Here is a 15,209-nt window from a genome sequence, read left to right on the forward strand (position 1 = left end):
CCGCCCACGCGGTGCACAACTTTCGGCTCCTTCCATGCATTCAAATCTTCTCGTTTCAGGCGGTATCGGTCTGTTGATCGCGTGGCGCCTGTTCGCCCGCATCCGGCGCAACTTTGGGCGGCAGACGCTGTCCGTCGCGCGCCAGCGTTTTTCGCTGTTCTTCATGCCGCTGCTGGCGCTGGGGATGGGCTGCGGCGCCGTGGCGCAGGGCGCCGTGCCGTACGGCCTGGTGCCCGGCATCGCGGCCGGCCTGGCGCTCGGCTGGTATGCGCTGGCGAAGATGCAGCTGCATGCGCCGGCACCGGGCGGCGCCTTCTGCTACACCCCCAATCCCTACATCGGCACGGCATTGACCCTGGCGCTGGTGGGCCGCATGGCCTACCGCTTCGGCCCGATGCTGCTGGGTGGCGAGGCGCCCACCGGCACGTCGCAGCTGACCTTCACCACGCTGGCGATGGTGGGCATGCTGCTGGCCTATTACTGGACGGTGGCGTTCGGGCTGCTGCGCTGGCGGCGCCAGGTGCTGGCTGGCTAAGCGTCGCCGCCGATTTCATTGCTGCGATTTCGTTGCTTTAAAAATGGGGTCTGTCCCTATTTTTGAACGCGGGATTTATTGCCGGTAAACAGGGGTCTGGCCCTATTTTTGGCTGCGGATCGCGGCAACCAGGTTGCGCACGAAGGCCTTCATGCAGAAGCGCTCGTCGAATGCCGCCATCGCGCGGTCGGCCATCTGCGCCGTGTACGCGGGATCGTCGAGCAGGCGCACGATCGCGGCGCGCATGGCGGTCGCGTCGCCCTGCGGCACCAGCAGCGCTTCCACGCCGTCCGTCGCGTAGTCCGCCACCGTGAGGGTGTGCGTGATGACGGCCGCCTTGTGGAACGCCATCGCCTGCAGGAGCACCATCTGGCCGGCCGAGATGTCCGCCACGCCCAGCGGCACCACCACGAAGCGGGCGTTCTTCAGCTGCTCGACATAGTCGCCGTCATAGCACTGGCGCAGCACCGTCACGTTGGCCGGCACATGCAGGCCGGCCAGCGGCGCATCGCTGTCGCACACCACGTGCAGCGCCACCGGCAGGCCGTCCACCGCCGCGAACAGCGTGCCGTAGTCGCGCCCGGAGCGGCCCGCCGTCAGGATGTACGGCTCCGCGGCAGGGGCGGGCGCTTCCTCGCGGCCGTGGATGTGCGTGCCGTGCGGGATGTAGAACACTTCCGTGCGGCCGTTGGCGAACAGCGCCCGGTAACGCTCGCGCTCCGTGGACGAGTGGCAGATCAGCTTGTCCACGAAGGCCATCACGCAGCGGAAATAGGCCAGCCGCAGCCGGTTGGCCAGCGGCGTGGTGCGCGGCGTGAGGATGAACCCCAGCAGCACGATCTGCGTGCGCCGCGAGAACAGGGCGCGCAGGGGCGCGAAGATCAGCACTTCGATGTCCGAGCCCAGCACCACCGCCTCGGGCCGGGTACGGCTGGTGACCAGGGAACGGATGCCCGCACGCAGCGCGAACCAGGCCAGCTTCGGCCAGCCGACGAACAGCAGTTTCAGGCGGGAGCGGTAGCGGAAGCGCACGTCGTCCGCGAACAGCCGGTAGTCGACGCCGAGTTCCTGCAGCCCGAGGGCAAACGGGGAGCGCGTGCCGTCCTTCGTGTAGGTGGGGAAGAAGTGGATCACGCCAGGCTCCCGGTCGGGGTGGGATGATCGATTATACAAGCTGGTGCGGCCGTAAAATCGGCCCGGTCTTTCGCGATGCGCAAATGTGGCGAAGCCGCCGCGCAGGTCCAAAACCCGGGCGGCGGCTTCGCAAGAAACCGGGTCCGGCAGCGCGCCGGACCTTACATATCCTTACATGTTTTACATGTCTTTCAGGCTCGTGATCGCATAACCCTTCAGGCTGATCTGCTGTGCAGCGCCTTCGATATGGAATTCGGGCAGGGCATCGGCATCGTCGGCGACTTCCAGCGACTTCTGCTGGGGTTCCCAGTCGGTGTTGATGGCTTCCTGCGGAATGGGCTTCCCTTCGGGGACAGCCAGATAGGAAAAGATGCCGTCGTGTTCGGGTCGTCGGTAAATATCCAGGCGCATCGCGTTTCCTCCGTTTTGATAGACAAGTCGCCAGCTTGGCAGCACCGGCCCGCGAGCTCCGTACGGTACCGCACATGCGCGGGGCTTAGCCGATTGTACGCCGCCCGTTTTGCGGAGCGGACCTAGGCGACGGCGGCCAGTTCGCGCAGTCCGGCGCTGGCCTGGGTGGTGCCGTCCACGGCGCGCTGCAGCACCACCTTGCGGTTGCTGGTGGCCTGGTCGCGCAGGTTCTGCTGGTGCCACAGGTGGTAGACCTCGGTGGCGAAGGCGCCGTCCTTGCGCAGCACGCCGGCATTGAACAGGCGCACCACCAGATCGGAATCCTCGTGGCCCCAGCCGGTAAAGCTTTCGTCGAAGCCGTTCACCTTCTCCAGGTCGCTGCGCCAGACGGCCAGGTTGCAGCTCTTGATGCGCCGCCAGCTGAACTTGCGGCGCACGCGGCCCACGTCCGGCAGCACCAGCACCGTCTGCAGGAACTTGTTGAAATGGCCCGCCAGGCGCAGCCGCAGGCGGGTGAGGGCGCCCAGCGCCTGCAGGTTCAGGTGGCGCGTCAGCACCGCCTGCGTGTATTCCTCGGAGAGCAGCACCCGGCTGCCGGAGACCAGGAAGCCGGGCCGGGCCAGCCGCCGGTGCTGCGAGACGAAGTTCCTGGCCGGCACGCAGTCGCCGTCGAGGAACACGATGTAGTCGCCGCTGGAGGCCAGCGTGCCCAGGTTGCGCACGCGCGCCGCGCGGAAGCCGGCATCCTGCTGCCAGACATGCCGCAGGGGCACGGGGGAGCGCGCCTGCAGGGCCGCCACGCATTCCCTCGTGTTGTTCGCGGAGCCGTCATCAGCGATAATGATTTCGAAATGGTCATCATCCTGCGTGAAGCAGCCCTCCAGCACCGCGGCGAGCGCATCCGGGCGGTTGTAGGTGGTGATGATGACCGAGATTGTCGCCGCTTGTTGCATGAAGTCGTGAACCGAAGGAACGTGGAATATGACGAAAGTGATGGGGAGCGTCGACCGGCATCGCTCGAATGATTTTGATGAATAATACTTTAACCAAGAATGCCCACGTAAAACTTGTAACCGTCACCTGCCTGGTTTTCCTCCTGCCTTTCCTGTCCCTGATCGCCGGCGCCGGCGTTGGCCTGTGCAGCTTCGGGTTCCTGCTGGCCGCCATCTGGTGCCGCGAACCGGGCTGGCCGCGATTCCGGCGCCATGTTAGCGAACTCCGTCCGGTTTTGACAGCTTTTGCCGCCGCCTGCGTCTTCAGCGGCCTGGTGGTGCTGCTGCACGATGGCGTCAGCCTGCGCGTCTGGGAGAAACCCACCCGCATGCTGCTGGCCTTCACGGCACTGGTGGCGGTGGTGGCCTGCCGCCCCAGCCGCAAGGCGCTGTGGTGGGGCCTGATCGGCGGCACGGTGGCCGGCGCCTGCGTGGTCGGCTACCAGCGCGTGATCGAAGGCATCGACCGCCCGGGCGGCATGATGAACGCCATCACCTTCGGCGACATCGTGCTGTGCATGGGCCTGATGTGCCTGGCCGCCGTGCTGGACTTCCGCGGCCGCCAGCGCCTCTGGCCCGCGCTCGGCGTGGTGGCCGGCCTGGCCGGTTCGCTGGCCACGGGCACGCGCGGCGGCTGGGTGGCCATCGTGTTTGCCGCGCTGCTGTTCCTGAAGTATGGCCATTACCTGCGCGGCGTGTTCGCCAAGAGCGCCGCCGCGCTGGTGGGCGTGCTGGTGGCCGGCGCCTTCCTGGTACCGCAGACGGGCATGGGCCAGCGCCTCGAGCAGGGCGTGAGCGACGTGCAGACCTACTTCAATGGCGGCAGTGCCTACACCAACGTGGGCGTGCGGCTGGAGCTGTGGAAGGGCGCCACGCTGCTGATCGCGCAGCACCCGCTGGTGCCGGTCGGCCCCGTGCAGGTGCACGAGGAACTGGGGGCGCTGGTGAAGGCCGGCACGCTGCAGCCCTTCGTGCTGGAAGCGGAGCATTTCCACAACGATGCGCTGCAGGCGCTCGTGTACGGCGGCGTGCTGGGCCTCCTGATCTGGTTCGGCACGCTGCTGATGCCGTTCCTGTTCTTCCTGCGCATGCTGCGCTCGCACGAGTCGGCACCGGCCGGCCTGGTGGCCACCGCGCTGGCCGGCATGCTGCTGGTGCTGGGCTACTTCGGCTTCGGCCTGACGGAAGTGATCTTCTATTCCACCCGCAGCGCGATGTTCTACGCGCTGATGCTGTTCGTGCTCATGGGCCTGTGCCTGAACGCGCGGGAAGAACAAGCATGATGGCGGGGCAGCGCATCCTCGTCATCTCGCCGAACTGGATCGGCGACGCGGTGATGGCGCAGCCGCTGCTGCAGCGCCTGCGCGCCGCGCATCCCGAGGCGCCGATCGACGTGCTGGCGCCGCCCGCCGTGGCCCCCGTCTGGAAGCAGATGCGCGAAGTGGCCGAAGTGCTGCAGACGCCGTTCCGCCATGGCCCGCTGCAGCTGCGCGAGCGCTGGCGCTACGCCCGCCTGCTGAAACGGCGCGGCTATGGTGCCGCCTACGTGCTGCCCAATACCCTGAAATATGCGCTGATTCCCTGGCTGGCCGGCATCAGGCGCCGCGTGGGCTACAAGGGCGAGAGTCGCTATGGCCTGATCAACGTGATGCACCACGACGACGTGCCGCCACGGCCGATGGTGCCGTTCTACGCGGCGCTGGCCAACGCGCCGGAGGCGCCCTTGCAGCCGGCGCCGCGGCCCGTGCTGCAGGTGACGGCGGAGCAGATTGCCGGCGCCTGCGCGAAGGCCGGCCTGGCGCTCGAGCGGCCGCTGGTGGTGTTTGCGCCCGGCGCCGAATTCGGCTCGGCCAAGCGCTGGCCGCCCGCCCACTTCGCCGCGCTGGCGCAGGCCATCGTGGCGCAGCAGCCGGCCGCGCAGGTGGCGCTGCTGGGATCGCCGAAGGACCGCGCGGTGTGCGACGAGGTGCTTGCCGGCGTGGCCGGCAGCGCCGCGGCCGTGCACAACGTGGCCGGGCAGACCAGCCTGGCCGAGGCGGTGGCGCTGATCGGCCATGCCGCCGCGGTGGTCAGCAACGACTCCGGCCTGCTGCACGTGGCTTCCAGCCTGAACCGGCCGGTCGTCGCCATCTACGGCCCGACCGATCCGGACCACGCGCCGCCGTTCTCCGACCTGGCGGCGGCCCTGTCGCTGCGGCTGGACTGCTCGCCCTGCCGGCAGCGCGAATGCCCGCTGGGCCACCACGACTGCATGCGCAAGCTCGACGCGGCCACCGTGTGGCGCACGCTGCAGCCGATGCTGGGTGCGGCGTAAGCGGCTGCCATGAAGCGGCTGCCCATCACCTTCTGGACGGGCGCCTTCGTGGCGCTCGTGTGCGTGGCGATGGTGGTGCTGGAAGCCTCGCGCAGCTGGGGTGCGCGCACCGCGCTGCTCGACCAGGCCGAACGCAGTGCCACCAACCTGGCGCACGCGATGAGCGAGCATGCGGACGACACGCTGCGCACGGCGGACACCTGCCTGTTCGACCTGGAAGAACGCATCGAGACGGACGGCATCGGCCCGGCCCAGTTGGAACGGCTGCACCGCCTGATGGTGGACGACGCCCGCCGCCTGCCCCAGATCGACGTGATCTCGCACTACGACGAGCGCGGCAACTGGGTCGTCAATTCGCAGGCCACCAAGGTCCGCAACATCAATATCGCCGACCGCGAATACTTCGTGCGGCATATGCAGGTGGCCGATGCCGGCACGTATATCGGCCTGCCCGTGATCAGCCGTGCCAGCGGCCGCTGGATCATCCCCATGACGCGCCGCATCGACAAGCCCGATGGCAGCTTCGGCGGCGTGGTGATGGCGGCGGTGGACATGGGCTACCTGAGCCGCTTCTCCGGCCGCTTTGACGTGGGCCGCAACGGCGCCATCGGGCTGCTGTCCGACCGCGGCGTGCTGCTGCTGCGCCAGCCCTACAGCGCGCGCAGCATCGGGGCGGACGTGCGCAGCTCGCAGCTGTTCCAGGCCTACCAGCGCGGCGGCCGCGTGGCCGGCACCGGCACCTTCGTTTCGCCGCAGGATGGCCAGCTGCGCCTGAACAGCTACCGGCCGGTGGAAAACTATCCGCTGTTCGTGACGGCGGCCCTGTCGCGCGAGGACATCATGGCGCGCTGGCGCCACGACACGCTGGGTCGCTCCGCCGCCGTGCTGGTGCTCACCGCGCTGCTGGCGCTGTTCGGCAACCGGCTGGTGCGCCAGATGCGGCGGCGCCTGCAGGTGGAGGCGGAACTGCGCCAGACCCGCGACGCGCTGGCCACACTGAACGCCACGCTGGAAAAGCTGGCGCTGCAGGATGGCCTGACAGGCCTGGCCAACCGGCGCCAGTTCGACGTCTCGCTCGGCAATGAATTCAGCCGGGCGATGCGGCAGGGCGCGCCGCTGGCGCTGGCCATGATCGATGTCGACCACTTCAAGGCCTACAACGACCGCTACGGCCACGCCGCCGGCGACGACTGCCTGCGCGCCGTGACCGAGGCGGTGCGCCTCCAGACGCCGCGCCGCGCCGGCGACCTGGCGGCCCGCTACGGCGGCGAGGAACTGGCCGTGCTGTTGCCGAACACGGATGGGGAAGGTGCCCTCGCGGTCGCCGAACGCATCCGCGCCGCCGTCGAAAACCTGGCGCTGGAACATGCCGGCAGCCCGCTGGGCATCGTCACCATCAGTGCCGGGGTTGCCACGCTGGTGCCGCGCCGCGGTGCCGACCATGCCAGCACGCTGCTGGAAGCGGCGGACCGGGCCCTGTACGCGGCCAAGGCTGCCGGGCGCAATCGCGTCATGCGGCATGGCGATACCGCGACTCCTGGCTGACGATTCCGCCCCGTCGACGTGCAAGGCGCTGCTTTCCTGTTACCTACGCCCGGACTTAAGCTTTACTTATAGTCGCTATTTGGCGACGTCTCAGCCCGCCTCAGGGCTACGTAGGATAAATCCTACGTAAAATGCAATACCATTTTCACGCATGGGTAAGTGCCTGATTTTACTGACTCAACGGCGGCGAAAATGCTCCCAAAACACGCCAAATACAGCCGAACAACTTGTAAGTAGTTGTATCCGAAAAGTTTGCGGACGGATTTTTCTTGCTACCTTGTCCATGCCTCGACGGCCCCCGACCCCCTCAAAGCAGACTATCTATTAGGAGCAAGGAATGATGAAGACCAAGCAACTCGCAGCATCGCTGGCGCTGGCATGCGCCGCCCTCACGACCGGCGCGGCGTATGCTGCCGATGTCAGCACCCCGTCCTCCACCGTGGATGTGGCGGAAGGCAGTGCCTTCTTCGGCCGCTGGGTGCAAGGCGTGGCAGGGGACAGCTTTGCCGACCGGTATGCCTTCACGCTGACGAGCAGCAGCAACATCACGGCCGACCTGTTCTCGTATACCAACGGCCCTGGTACCGGCCTGGACATCACTGCCCTGGGCCTGTACAGCGCGGACGGCACGCTGGTGCTGGGCGGCACGCAGATTGGCGATGCCGCCACCACCAGCCACTGGCAGCTGACCACGACCAACCTGGCGGCCGCCAGCTACTACGTGCAGGTAAGCGGCAACGTGCTGGCGCAGCCGGCGATCTATTCGGGCGGTGTCGTCTCCGTCAGCGCCGTGCCGGAACCGGCCACCTACGGCATGCTGCTGGGCGGCCTGGGCCTGGTGGGCTTCATGGCGCGCCGCCGCAAGGCCGCGTAACACCGCAGCTCTCGCGGTACCGCAGTTCCACCGCAATACCATCGCTCGCAGCACACGCTGCAATGTCCGCGGCCGCGCCGGCATCCTGCCGTCGAGAGGCCGCGCCGCGGACCGTCTTATCGCGCTGCCTGCTCTCCCATGCTTCTTTTCTCCCATGTCTTCTTTTTGGCGGCCATCCCCGCTTCCCGGCCGACGCGCCTGCGCAGTGCTGCCCGCCGGTCCGACGAATAGGGGATCCGCGCGCCTGCCAGAAGGCCGGCCGGCGCGGTATCGCCCAGATCGCGGTCATTTCGCTGCTAGCATCGGTGCCAGGTACTGACCTGTCGACCGTTCACTGGAGCTTCCATGAAAAAACCGTTCATATCACTGGCGACCACGCTGCTGGCCGCCGTGCTGGCCGCTCCCGCGGCCGGTGCCGCCGACGCCAAGCCCACCATCATCCTGGTCCATGGCGCATTCGCCGATTCGTCGAGCTGGGACGGTGTCATGGCCAGGTTGCAGAAGGATGGCTACCCCGTCATCGGCGCCGCCAATCCGCTGCGCAGCGTGAAGGGCGACGCGGCCTACGTGGCCGGGATCGTCAAGAGCGTGCCGGGTCCCGTGATCCTCGTCGGGCACTCGTACGGGGGCTCCGTGATCAGCGCCGCAGTGCAGGGCAATGCCAACGTCAAGGGACTGGTCTACGTGGCGGCGTTCGCGCCGGAGAGCGGCGAGTCGGCCGCCGGGCTGTCGGGCAAATTCCCGGGCAGCACGCTCGGTCCTGCACTGGCGCCGCCGGTCGCGCTGGCCGATGGCGGCAAGGATCTGTATATCCAGCCAGCCAGGTTTCGCGACCAGTTCGCCGCCGATGTGCCGGCGCCGAAGGCACAGCAAATGGCGGCGGGGCAGCGTCCGATCACGGACGCCGCATTGAACGAAGCTTCGCCGGCACCGGCCTGGAAGACGCTGCCATCGTGGTTCATCTACGGCAAGGCGGACAAGAACATTCCGGCCGCGGCGCAGGACTTCATGGCCAAGCGGGCCAGGTCGAAGAAAACCGTGGTCGTCGATGGCGCCTCGCACGTGGTGATGACGTCGCATCCGACCGAAGTCGCTGCGCTGATCGAAGAGGCGGCAAGCAGCGCGAAATAGCGGGCCTGCATGGCTGGCTCGCCGTCCTCAACGCGATTCAGTGCGAGCCAGTTCTCCTCGACGCGCAGCGATGGCGGAAGGTGCCGGACGAAATACGGCCAGGCCGCGCTGGCAGACGGCGACAAAGATACGGATGGCGGGGCTGCGCCCGTCGCTCCCGCAACGGTTTATAGTTCAGCTCCCGTTACGCTTCCTTCAGCCCATGAAACGTTCAACCCTGCGCGGACTGCTGCTGCTGCCTTTCCTTGCCCATGTCGCCGGCGCCGCCGTTGCCGGCCCCGAAACCATCGCCACATGCCAGGACGACAAGGTGCCGGTCATTCGCTGGTCGCCGCCAGGTGCCGACACGGTGGTCTGCCACCAGCGCGTGTTCGGCGCCGGGCTGGACCAGGGCCTGACCAGCCGCGATGGCGAGATGATGGCGGCCCTGAAGAACAATGTGCTGGTGGGCGTGCGTCCCGGCGACGAAGCCACCCCCGGCCCGCTGCGTGCGGCGGAGTACCAGCCAGGCGACTGGCTGGAGAAGGGCAGCACCGGCGTGCCGGGCGAGCTGTGGTGGGGCCGTACGGCCGACCGGCACATCTTCGTCGGCCAGGAGTCGCCCGTGCGGCTCAGGAAGGCGACGACGCAGGTGCCGGCTGCCGTACGCCCCGCGCTGCAGGACTTCCACATGCGGCGGATGATGGCGCTGGTACAGAAGAAGCCGATGGTGGCCAAGCCGGGCGACGAGCGCTTCAAGGTGTTCCCGAAGGCGGTGATGAACTACGGCCAGCATGCCGCCACCATGGCCACCTTCGACGGCGGCCTCGGCGGCGATGGCAAGATCCCGCCGGGTCAGGTGTCGAATGCGCGCCTCGAACTGGCCACCTCGCCCGGGATCAAGGGCACGCTGCAGTTCGACCTCGTCATCGACGGCCAGACGCGGCATTTCTCCTTGCCGGTGGCTGTGGAATCGGAAGAGCAGCACCTGCGCGCCACGCAGGCCGGCGACCCCAGGGTTCAGTGCAACCTCGGCTGGGAGGCGCTCAATGTCGTTTCGCGGAACGACTGCGTGATCCCCAACGGCGCGACGTTCAAGGAAATGTACGATGCCACCGGCGCGTTCTTCGGCGACCAGGCAGCGCTGGCCGCCGTGCACTTCAAGCTGCGCGTGAACTCGCCCTCGCGCCACCGCACCGGCGCCAACGCGATCGGGGTGATCGTGCTGAAGGTGCAGTGAAGTCGGCCGGGCCGCAGTGCGTCACATCAGAATGACGTCGTACTGCTCCTGCGGATAGCTGGTCTCGACCTGCAGCGAAATCTTCTTGCCGATGAAATCCCCCAGCATCGCCAGGTGCTGGGATTCCTCTTCCAGGAACATGTCCACCACTTCCTGCGAGGCGAGGATGCGGAATTCGCGCGGGTTGAACTGCTTCGCTTCGCGCAGCAGCTCGCGCAGGATCTCGTAGCAGATGGTGCGCGAGGTCTTCACCTGTCCCTTGCCGGCACAGGCGGGGCAGGGCTCGCACAGGATGTGGGCCAGCGATTCGCGCGTGCGCTTCCGCGTCATCTCCACCAGGCCCAGGGCCGAGAAGCCGGAGACGGACACCTTGGTGCGGTCGCGCGACAAGGCTTTGCGCAGCTCCGCCAGCACGGCGTTGCGGTGCTCGGCGTTCTCCATGTCGATGAAGTCGAGGATGATGATGCCGCCCAGGTTGCGCAGCCGCAGCTGGCGGGCGATCGCGTGCGCCGCTTCCAGGTTGGTCTTGAAGATCGTGTCGGCGAAATTGCGGCCGCCCACGTAACCGCCCGTGTTGACGTCGATGGTCGTCATCGCCTCGGTCTGGTCGACGATCAGGTAGCCGCCCGACTTCAGGTCCACGCGCCGGCCCAGCGCGCGCTGGATTTCTTCTTCCACGCCATACAGGTCGAACAGGGGCCGCTCGCCCGTGTAGTGCTGCAGCCGCGCCAGCACGCTGGGCGTGTAGGTCTTGCCGAATTCGGTCAGGCTCAGGTAGTTCTCGCGCGAGTCCACCTGGATCGTCGCCGTCTCTTCATGCACGAAGTCGCGCAGCACGCGCTGGGCCAGCGACAGGTCCTGGTGCAGCAGGCTGGTGGGCGGCCGCGTCTTCGCGCCGTGCGTGATGGCGCCCCAGGTCTTGCGCAGGTAGTCGATGTCGGCGGCCAGGTCGGCGTCGCTGGCGTCTTCCGCCTGGGTGCGCACGATGAAGCCGCCTTTTTCTTCCTTCGGCAGCAGGGCCTGCATGCGCGTGCGCAGTGACTCGCGTTCGGACTCCTTCTCGATCTTCTGCGAGATGCCGATGTGCGCATCCTGCGGCAGGTAGACCAGCATGCGGCCGGCGATCGAGATCTGCGTGGACAGGCGCGCCCCCTTGGTGCCGATCGGGTCCTTGATCACCTGCACGGTGAGCACCTGGCCGTCGAACAGCAGCTTCTCGATCGGCGTGGGGGTGGCACCGGTACCGTCGTGGGGACGGGCTTCCCAGATGTCGGCCACGTGCAGGAAGGCGGCGCGTTCCAGGCCGATGTCGATGAAGGCCGACTGCATCCCCGGCAGCACGCGCACCACCTTGCCGAGATAGACGTTGCCGGCCAGGCCGCGCGTGAGGGTGCGTTCGATGTGCAGTTCCTGCACGGCGCCCTGCAGCACCAGCGCCACGCGGGTTTCCTGCGGCGTGATGTTGACGAGGATGTCTTCGTTCATGGCAGTTTCAGGCCGGCCTGGCGCAGCAGCTGCGCCGTCTCGAACAGGGGCAGCCCCATGATGCCGGAGTGGCTTCCTTCGATGTGTTCGATGAACACGGCGGCCAGGCCCTGGATGCCGTAGCCGCCGGCCTTGTCGAACGGCTCGGTGGTGCTGCAGTAGGCCAGGATGTCGGCCGGGCTCAGCGTGGCGAAGCGCACCTGCGAGACCTGCGTGATGCTGTCGCTGAAGTCGTGCGTGCGCACGGCCACGGTGGTCAGCACCTCGTGCGTGCGGCCGGACAGTCGCGCCAGCATCGCTTCGGCTTCGGCGCGGCCGGTGGGCTTGCCGAGGATGGCGCCATCGACCGCCACGGTGGTATCGGCCGACAGCACGGGGCGGGGCTTCAGGTGGCGGCGCCGTACCAGGTCGAACGCGTAGTCGGCCTTTTCGTTGGCCACGCGGCGCACGTAGTCCTCGGCGCTTTCGTCAGGGCGTACTTCTTCCGTCACGTCCGCACCGCGCGGACCGTCGCTGCGCAGCAGCATCAGTTCGAAATCGACGCCGATCTGGCGCAGCAGTTCGCGCCGGCGCGGGCTTTTGGAGGCAAGGTAGATTTTGCGTTCGACCAGTTTCATGGCGTTGTTCTAGTTTTGTCAGACGCGATGGTAGGGATGATTCTGCGTGATGGTGTAGGCGCGGTAGAGCTGCTCGGCGAGCATCACGCGCACCATCCCGTGCGGCAGCGTCATGCTGGAGATACGGATCAGGCCTTCGGCGCGGGCCTTCAGGCCGGGATCGAGGCCGTCCGCCCCGCCGATCAGGAAGGCCGTGTCGCGGCCGTCCTGCTGCCAGAGTTCCAGCTGCTGGGACAGGCCCACGCTGGTGAGATCCTTGCCGCGTTCGTCGAGGGCGATGATGCGCACGGACTTCGGCAGCGCGGCCTCGATCCGTTCGCGTTCCAGCGCCATCGCGGTGGCGGCAGTCTTGCTGCCGGACCGCTCGACGGGCTTGATCTCCTTCAGCACGATGCGCAGCTCGGGCGGCATGCGTTTCACGTACTCGGCATAGCCGGCTTCGATCCACGCGGGCATCTTGTGCCCGACCGCAGCGATGATCAGCTGCATGCTCGACCTTTTCGCTTACTCTTCGGCGGCAGGCTTGCGGATCCGCTTGATCACGGTCTTGGCAGGCACTTTCGGCTCGGCCGCTTTCGCTTCCTTGGCGGCGCGGGCGGATGCCACGGACGCTTTCGGCGCGGCGACTTTCACCTTCTTGCCTTCGGGCGCCACGACTTTCGGTGCGGCCTTCTTGGCAGCGGCCTTCTTCGCCACGGCGCCGGCAGCAGCGGCAGCCTTCACGGTGCCGGGCTTGCGGGCCGCGACTTTTTTCTCGGCCTTTTCGATCACCGGCTCGGCGGACTTCTGTGCCTGGTTGGCGGCGAGGTGGCCCGATTTCTTCTTCGGCGCCGCATCCAGCTCTTCGGCAGCCTTGCCCTCGGCGGAGGTCTTGCGCTTGGCGGCGCCCAGCTTCACGGGCTTCTCGCCCCAGATCTCTTCCAGGCGGTAGTAGGCGCGGATCGGCGCCTGCATGATGTGCACGATCATGTCGCCCAGGTCGACCAGCACCCATTCACCGGTGTCCTCGCCTTCCACGCCGATGACGTCGCCGCCGGCTTCCTTGATCTTGTCGCGCACCGATGCGGCCAGGGCGCGGGTCTGGCGGTTCGACGTGCCGGAGGCGATGGCAATGCGGTCGAACAGGCTCGTGAGCCCCGTGGTGTCGAACACGACGATGTCCTGGGCCTTCACATCTTCCAGCGCGTCGACGACGAGGGATTGCAGTTTTTTGATTTCCATTCAGTTGTACTTCTTATAAAGTTTGTGTTGTTCGATATAGTCTAGCACCAGGGGGGGCAAAACCCCCGGAATCGGTCCGCCGGTATTGTGCCGATGGTCCTTCCCATCCTCACCCGCGTCCTCTTCTCCATGCCGTTCTTCCAGTGCCGTGCGAATCCGGGTGGACGAGATGTCCATGGCCAGCTCCGCGGCGATGCAGGTCAGTCCGGCCGGCTGGCTGCATAATTGTTCGGGTGGCGCCCTGCGCGCCGCGAATTCCGCCGCCACGGCGGCGGGAATGCCGGGTCCGTCGAGCGAGAAGCCGGGGCGCGCCGCCACGCACAGATGGGCCAGCGCGAACAGCGCGCGCCAGTCGCGCCAGGTGTCCAGCCGCGCCAGCTGGTCCGCGCCGATCAGGAAGCACAGCGGCGCGTCGTCGCCCAGCTCGGCCCGCAGTTCGCGCAGCGTCTCGACCGTGTAGGAAGCGTGGCCCCGCTCGATCTCTCGGCGGTCCACCACCACGCGGTAGGGCTGGCCCCGAAACGCCAGCTCGGCCATGTCCGCGCGCTGCGCCGGCGTGGCCACCAGCGCGCTTTTCTGCCACGGCACGGTGGGAATCACGCGCAGTTCGCTCGCGCCCAGCAGGGCCATGAACGTGCTGCCCAGCGCCACGTGGCCGGCATGGACGGGATCGAAGCTGCCGCCCAGCAGCAGGGTGCAGCCGACGTTGCCGCTGCGGTTTCTGCCCGGGTCACTGCCGGGGTCACTGCCGGTCATGCCAGCCAGTCGCGGTGCGGCAGGAAGTCGGTGTACAGCGCCGCTTCCGGCGTGCCGTCCGCCGGCTGCCAGTCGTAGCGCCACTTCACCACCGGCGGCATCGACATCAGGATCGCTTCCGTGCGGCCGCCCGACTGCAGGCCGAACAGCGTGCCGCGGTCGAACACCAGGTTGAACTCCACATAGCGGCCGCGCCGGTAGGCCTGGAAATCGCGTTCCCGCTCGCCGTATGCGGTATCGCGGCGGTTCTGCACGATCGGCAGGTAGGCGCCGAGAAAACCGTCGCCCACGCTCTGCAGCATGGCGAAGCTGGTGGCGAAATCGGCGTCGTTGAAGTCGTCGAAGAAGATGCCGCCCACGCCGCGCGCTTCCTGGCGGTGCTTCAGGTAGAAGTAATCGTCGCACCAGGCCTTGAAGCGCGGGTGCAGGTCGGCGCCGAACGGCTCCACCATCGCCTTGCAGCTGCGGTGGAAGTGCCGCACGTCCGCCAGGTTGCCGTAGTAGGGCGTCAGGTCCAGGCCACCGCCGAACCACCACACCGGCGTGCCGTCCTCCATCGAGGTGGAGAAGAAGCGCACGTTCATGTGCACGGTCGGCACGTACGGATTACGGGGATGCAGCACGAGCGAGACGCCCATCGCTTCCCACGCACGTCCGCCGATGCCGGGCCGGTGCGCCGCGGCCGATGCCGGCAGCTTGGCACCCGTCACGTGCGAAAAATTGCAGCCGCCCCGTTCGAACAGGTTGCCTTCCTCGACCAGCCGCGAGATGCCGCCGCCGCCTTCCGGCCGCTGCCACGCATCGCGCAGGAACGGCGTGCCGTCGGCCTCCTCGAGCGCGGACACGATGCGCTGCTGGAGGTCGATCAGGTAGGCCTTGACGGTGTCGGGAGCGGGCAGGGACATGGGTTCTCGAAAAGGGAAAATCGGGGACAGGCACCGATTTTCCGGAAATCTTTCTGGAAAATCGGTGCCT

Annotated in this window: 17 protein-coding genes; 7 read left to right on the top strand and 10 right to left on the bottom strand. The window is 67.3% G+C overall.

What is annotated here, in order from left to right:
* The first annotated feature begins 34 nt into the window (after positions 1-34).
* The gene (locus tag IP91_RS15610) at positions 35-535 is read left to right on the top strand and encodes a CcdC protein domain-containing protein (RefSeq protein WP_145650007.1); all 501 of its coding nucleotides are present in this window, start codon (positions 35-37) and stop codon (positions 533-535) included.
* Between the two features lie 102 nt (positions 536-637).
* On the opposite strand, the gene IP91_RS15615 is transcribed toward IP91_RS15610, so the two are convergent.
* The 4 genes from IP91_RS15615 to IP91_RS26450 form a co-directional block, all read right to left on the bottom strand.
* Entirely contained in the window at positions 638-1,669 is a 1,032-nt protein-coding gene (locus IP91_RS15615) for a glycosyltransferase family 4 protein (RefSeq protein WP_145650008.1), read from the bottom strand.
* Between the two features lie 180 nt (positions 1,670-1,849).
* Entirely contained in the window at positions 1,850-2,080 is a 231-nt protein-coding gene (locus tag IP91_RS15620) for a DUF6139 family protein (RefSeq protein WP_145650009.1), read from the bottom strand.
* A 122-nt stretch (positions 2,081-2,202) separates the two neighbouring features.
* Positions 2,203-3,033, bottom strand: coding sequence for a glycosyltransferase family 2 protein (locus IP91_RS15625; protein WP_145650010.1), 831 nt, complete (start codon positions 3,031-3,033; stop codon positions 2,203-2,205).
* 89 nt (positions 3,034-3,122) lie between these two features.
* On the bottom strand, positions 3,123-3,287 hold the full coding sequence (locus IP91_RS26450) for a hypothetical protein (RefSeq protein ID WP_229474501.1): 165 nt from the start codon (positions 3,285-3,287) through the stop codon (positions 3,123-3,125).
* Between the two features lie 21 nt (positions 3,288-3,308).
* Here IP91_RS26450 and IP91_RS15630 point away from each other — a divergent pair, with 21 nt between their 5' ends.
* The 6 genes from IP91_RS15630 to IP91_RS15655 all read left to right on the top strand — a co-directional run bounded on the left by IP91_RS15630 (position 3,309) and on the right by IP91_RS15655 (position 10,155).
* Positions 3,309-4,355 carry an O-antigen ligase family protein gene (locus IP91_RS15630; RefSeq protein ID WP_229474503.1) on the top strand — a complete coding sequence of 349 codons (1,047 nt, stop codon included), beginning with the start codon at positions 3,309-3,311 and terminating at the stop codon, positions 4,353-4,355.
* Positions 4,355-5,386 (top strand): lipopolysaccharide heptosyltransferase II, encoded by a 1,032-nt coding sequence (gene waaF / locus IP91_RS15635; protein ID WP_145650253.1) that lies wholly within the window; start codon positions 4,355-4,357, stop codon positions 5,384-5,386. Before IP91_RS15630 ends, waaF begins: the two co-directional genes overlap by 1 nt.
* Positions 5,387-5,395: 9 nt before the next feature.
* On the top strand, positions 5,396-6,931 hold the full coding sequence (locus IP91_RS15640; RefSeq protein ID WP_145650012.1) for a GGDEF domain-containing protein: 1,536 nt from the start codon (positions 5,396-5,398) through the stop codon (positions 6,929-6,931).
* Positions 6,932-7,268: 337 nt separating this feature from the next.
* The gene (locus IP91_RS15645; RefSeq protein WP_145650013.1) at positions 7,269-7,805 is read left to right on the top strand and encodes an FxDxF family PEP-CTERM protein; all 537 of its coding nucleotides are present in this window, start codon (positions 7,269-7,271) and stop codon (positions 7,803-7,805) included.
* Between the two features lie 345 nt (positions 7,806-8,150).
* Entirely contained in the window at positions 8,151-8,936 is a 786-nt protein-coding gene (locus tag IP91_RS15650) for an alpha/beta fold hydrolase (protein ID WP_199754611.1), read from the top strand.
* Positions 8,937-9,138: 202 nt separating this feature from the next.
* Positions 9,139-10,155 (top strand): hypothetical protein, encoded by a 1,017-nt coding sequence (locus IP91_RS15655; RefSeq protein ID WP_145650014.1) that lies wholly within the window; start codon positions 9,139-9,141, stop codon positions 10,153-10,155.
* A 21-nt stretch (positions 10,156-10,176) separates the two neighbouring features.
* On the opposite strand, the gene rng is transcribed toward IP91_RS15655, so the two are convergent.
* The 6 genes from rng to hemF are packed head-to-tail and all read right to left on the bottom strand — an operon-like array spanning position 10,177 to position 15,139.
* The gene (rng, locus tag IP91_RS15660; protein ID WP_145650015.1) at positions 10,177-11,640 is read right to left on the bottom strand and encodes a ribonuclease G; all 1,464 of its coding nucleotides are present in this window, start codon (positions 11,638-11,640) and stop codon (positions 10,177-10,179) included.
* Positions 11,637-12,257 carry a Maf family protein gene (locus IP91_RS15665; RefSeq protein WP_145650016.1) on the bottom strand — a complete coding sequence of 207 codons (621 nt, stop codon included), beginning with the start codon at positions 12,255-12,257 and terminating at the stop codon, positions 11,637-11,639. The genes rng and IP91_RS15665 overlap by 4 nt, the downstream gene beginning before the upstream one ends.
* Positions 12,258-12,275: 18 nt before the next feature.
* Positions 12,276-12,746, bottom strand: coding sequence for a 23S rRNA (pseudouridine(1915)-N(3))-methyltransferase RlmH (rlmH, locus tag IP91_RS15670; RefSeq protein ID WP_145650017.1), 471 nt, complete (start codon positions 12,744-12,746; stop codon positions 12,276-12,278).
* Positions 12,747-12,761: 15 nt separating this feature from the next.
* Complete coding sequence (rsfS, locus tag IP91_RS15675; protein WP_145650018.1) at positions 12,762-13,478, bottom strand: ribosome silencing factor; 717 nt, start codon at positions 13,476-13,478, stop codon at positions 12,762-12,764.
* The gene (gene nadD, locus IP91_RS15680) at positions 13,479-14,234 is read right to left on the bottom strand and encodes a nicotinate (nicotinamide) nucleotide adenylyltransferase (protein ID WP_145650019.1); all 756 of its coding nucleotides are present in this window, start codon (positions 14,232-14,234) and stop codon (positions 13,479-13,481) included.
* Entirely contained in the window at positions 14,231-15,139 is a 909-nt protein-coding gene (gene hemF, locus IP91_RS15685; protein WP_145650020.1) for an oxygen-dependent coproporphyrinogen oxidase, read from the bottom strand. Before hemF ends, nadD begins: the two co-directional genes overlap by 4 nt.
* Positions 15,140-15,209 lie beyond the last annotated feature (70 nt).

Origin of the sequence: Pseudoduganella lurida (genome assembly GCF_007830455.1) — a bacterium.
Classification (GTDB): Bacteria; Pseudomonadota; Gammaproteobacteria; order Burkholderiales; family Burkholderiaceae_D; genus Rugamonas; species Rugamonas lurida.

Excerpts from the sequence above, each read along its gene's own strand:
- IP91_RS15610 (WP_145650007.1), top strand. The coding sequence starts at position 35 with ATGCATTCAAATCTTCTCGTTTCAGGCGGTATCGGTCTGTTGATCGCG.
- IP91_RS15620 (WP_145650009.1), bottom strand. The coding sequence starts at position 2,080 with ATGCGCCTGGATATTTACCGACGACCCGAACACGACGGCATCTTTTCC.
- IP91_RS15625 (WP_145650010.1), bottom strand. The coding sequence starts at position 3,033 with ATGCAACAAGCGGCGACAATCTCGGTCATCATCACCACCTACAACCGC.
- IP91_RS26450 (WP_229474501.1), bottom strand. The coding sequence starts at position 3,287 with ATGGCGCCGGAATCGCGGCCAGCCCGGTTCGCGGCACCAGATGGCGGC.
- waaF (WP_145650253.1), top strand. The coding sequence starts at position 4,355 with ATGGCGGGGCAGCGCATCCTCGTCATCTCGCCGAACTGGATCGGCGAC.
- IP91_RS15640 (WP_145650012.1), top strand. The coding sequence starts at position 5,396 with ATGAAGCGGCTGCCCATCACCTTCTGGACGGGCGCCTTCGTGGCGCTC.
- IP91_RS15645 (WP_145650013.1), top strand. The coding sequence starts at position 7,269 with ATGATGAAGACCAAGCAACTCGCAGCATCGCTGGCGCTGGCATGCGCC.
- IP91_RS15650 (WP_199754611.1), top strand. The coding sequence starts at position 8,151 with ATGAAAAAACCGTTCATATCACTGGCGACCACGCTGCTGGCCGCCGTG.
- IP91_RS15655 (WP_145650014.1), top strand. The coding sequence starts at position 9,139 with ATGAAACGTTCAACCCTGCGCGGACTGCTGCTGCTGCCTTTCCTTGCC.
- rng (WP_145650015.1), bottom strand. The coding sequence starts at position 11,640 with ATGAACGAAGACATCCTCGTCAACATCACGCCGCAGGAAACCCGCGTG.
- IP91_RS15665 (WP_145650016.1), bottom strand. The coding sequence starts at position 12,257 with ATGAAACTGGTCGAACGCAAAATCTACCTTGCCTCCAAAAGCCCGCGC.
- rlmH (WP_145650017.1), bottom strand. The coding sequence starts at position 12,746 with ATGCAGCTGATCATCGCTGCGGTCGGGCACAAGATGCCCGCGTGGATC.
- rsfS (WP_145650018.1), bottom strand. The coding sequence starts at position 13,478 with ATGGAAATCAAAAAACTGCAATCCCTCGTCGTCGACGCGCTGGAAGAT.
- nadD (WP_145650019.1), bottom strand. The coding sequence starts at position 14,234 with ATGACCGGCAGTGACCCCGGCAGTGACCCGGGCAGAAACCGCAGCGGC.
- hemF (WP_145650020.1), bottom strand. The coding sequence starts at position 15,139 with ATGTCCCTGCCCGCTCCCGACACCGTCAAGGCCTACCTGATCGACCTC.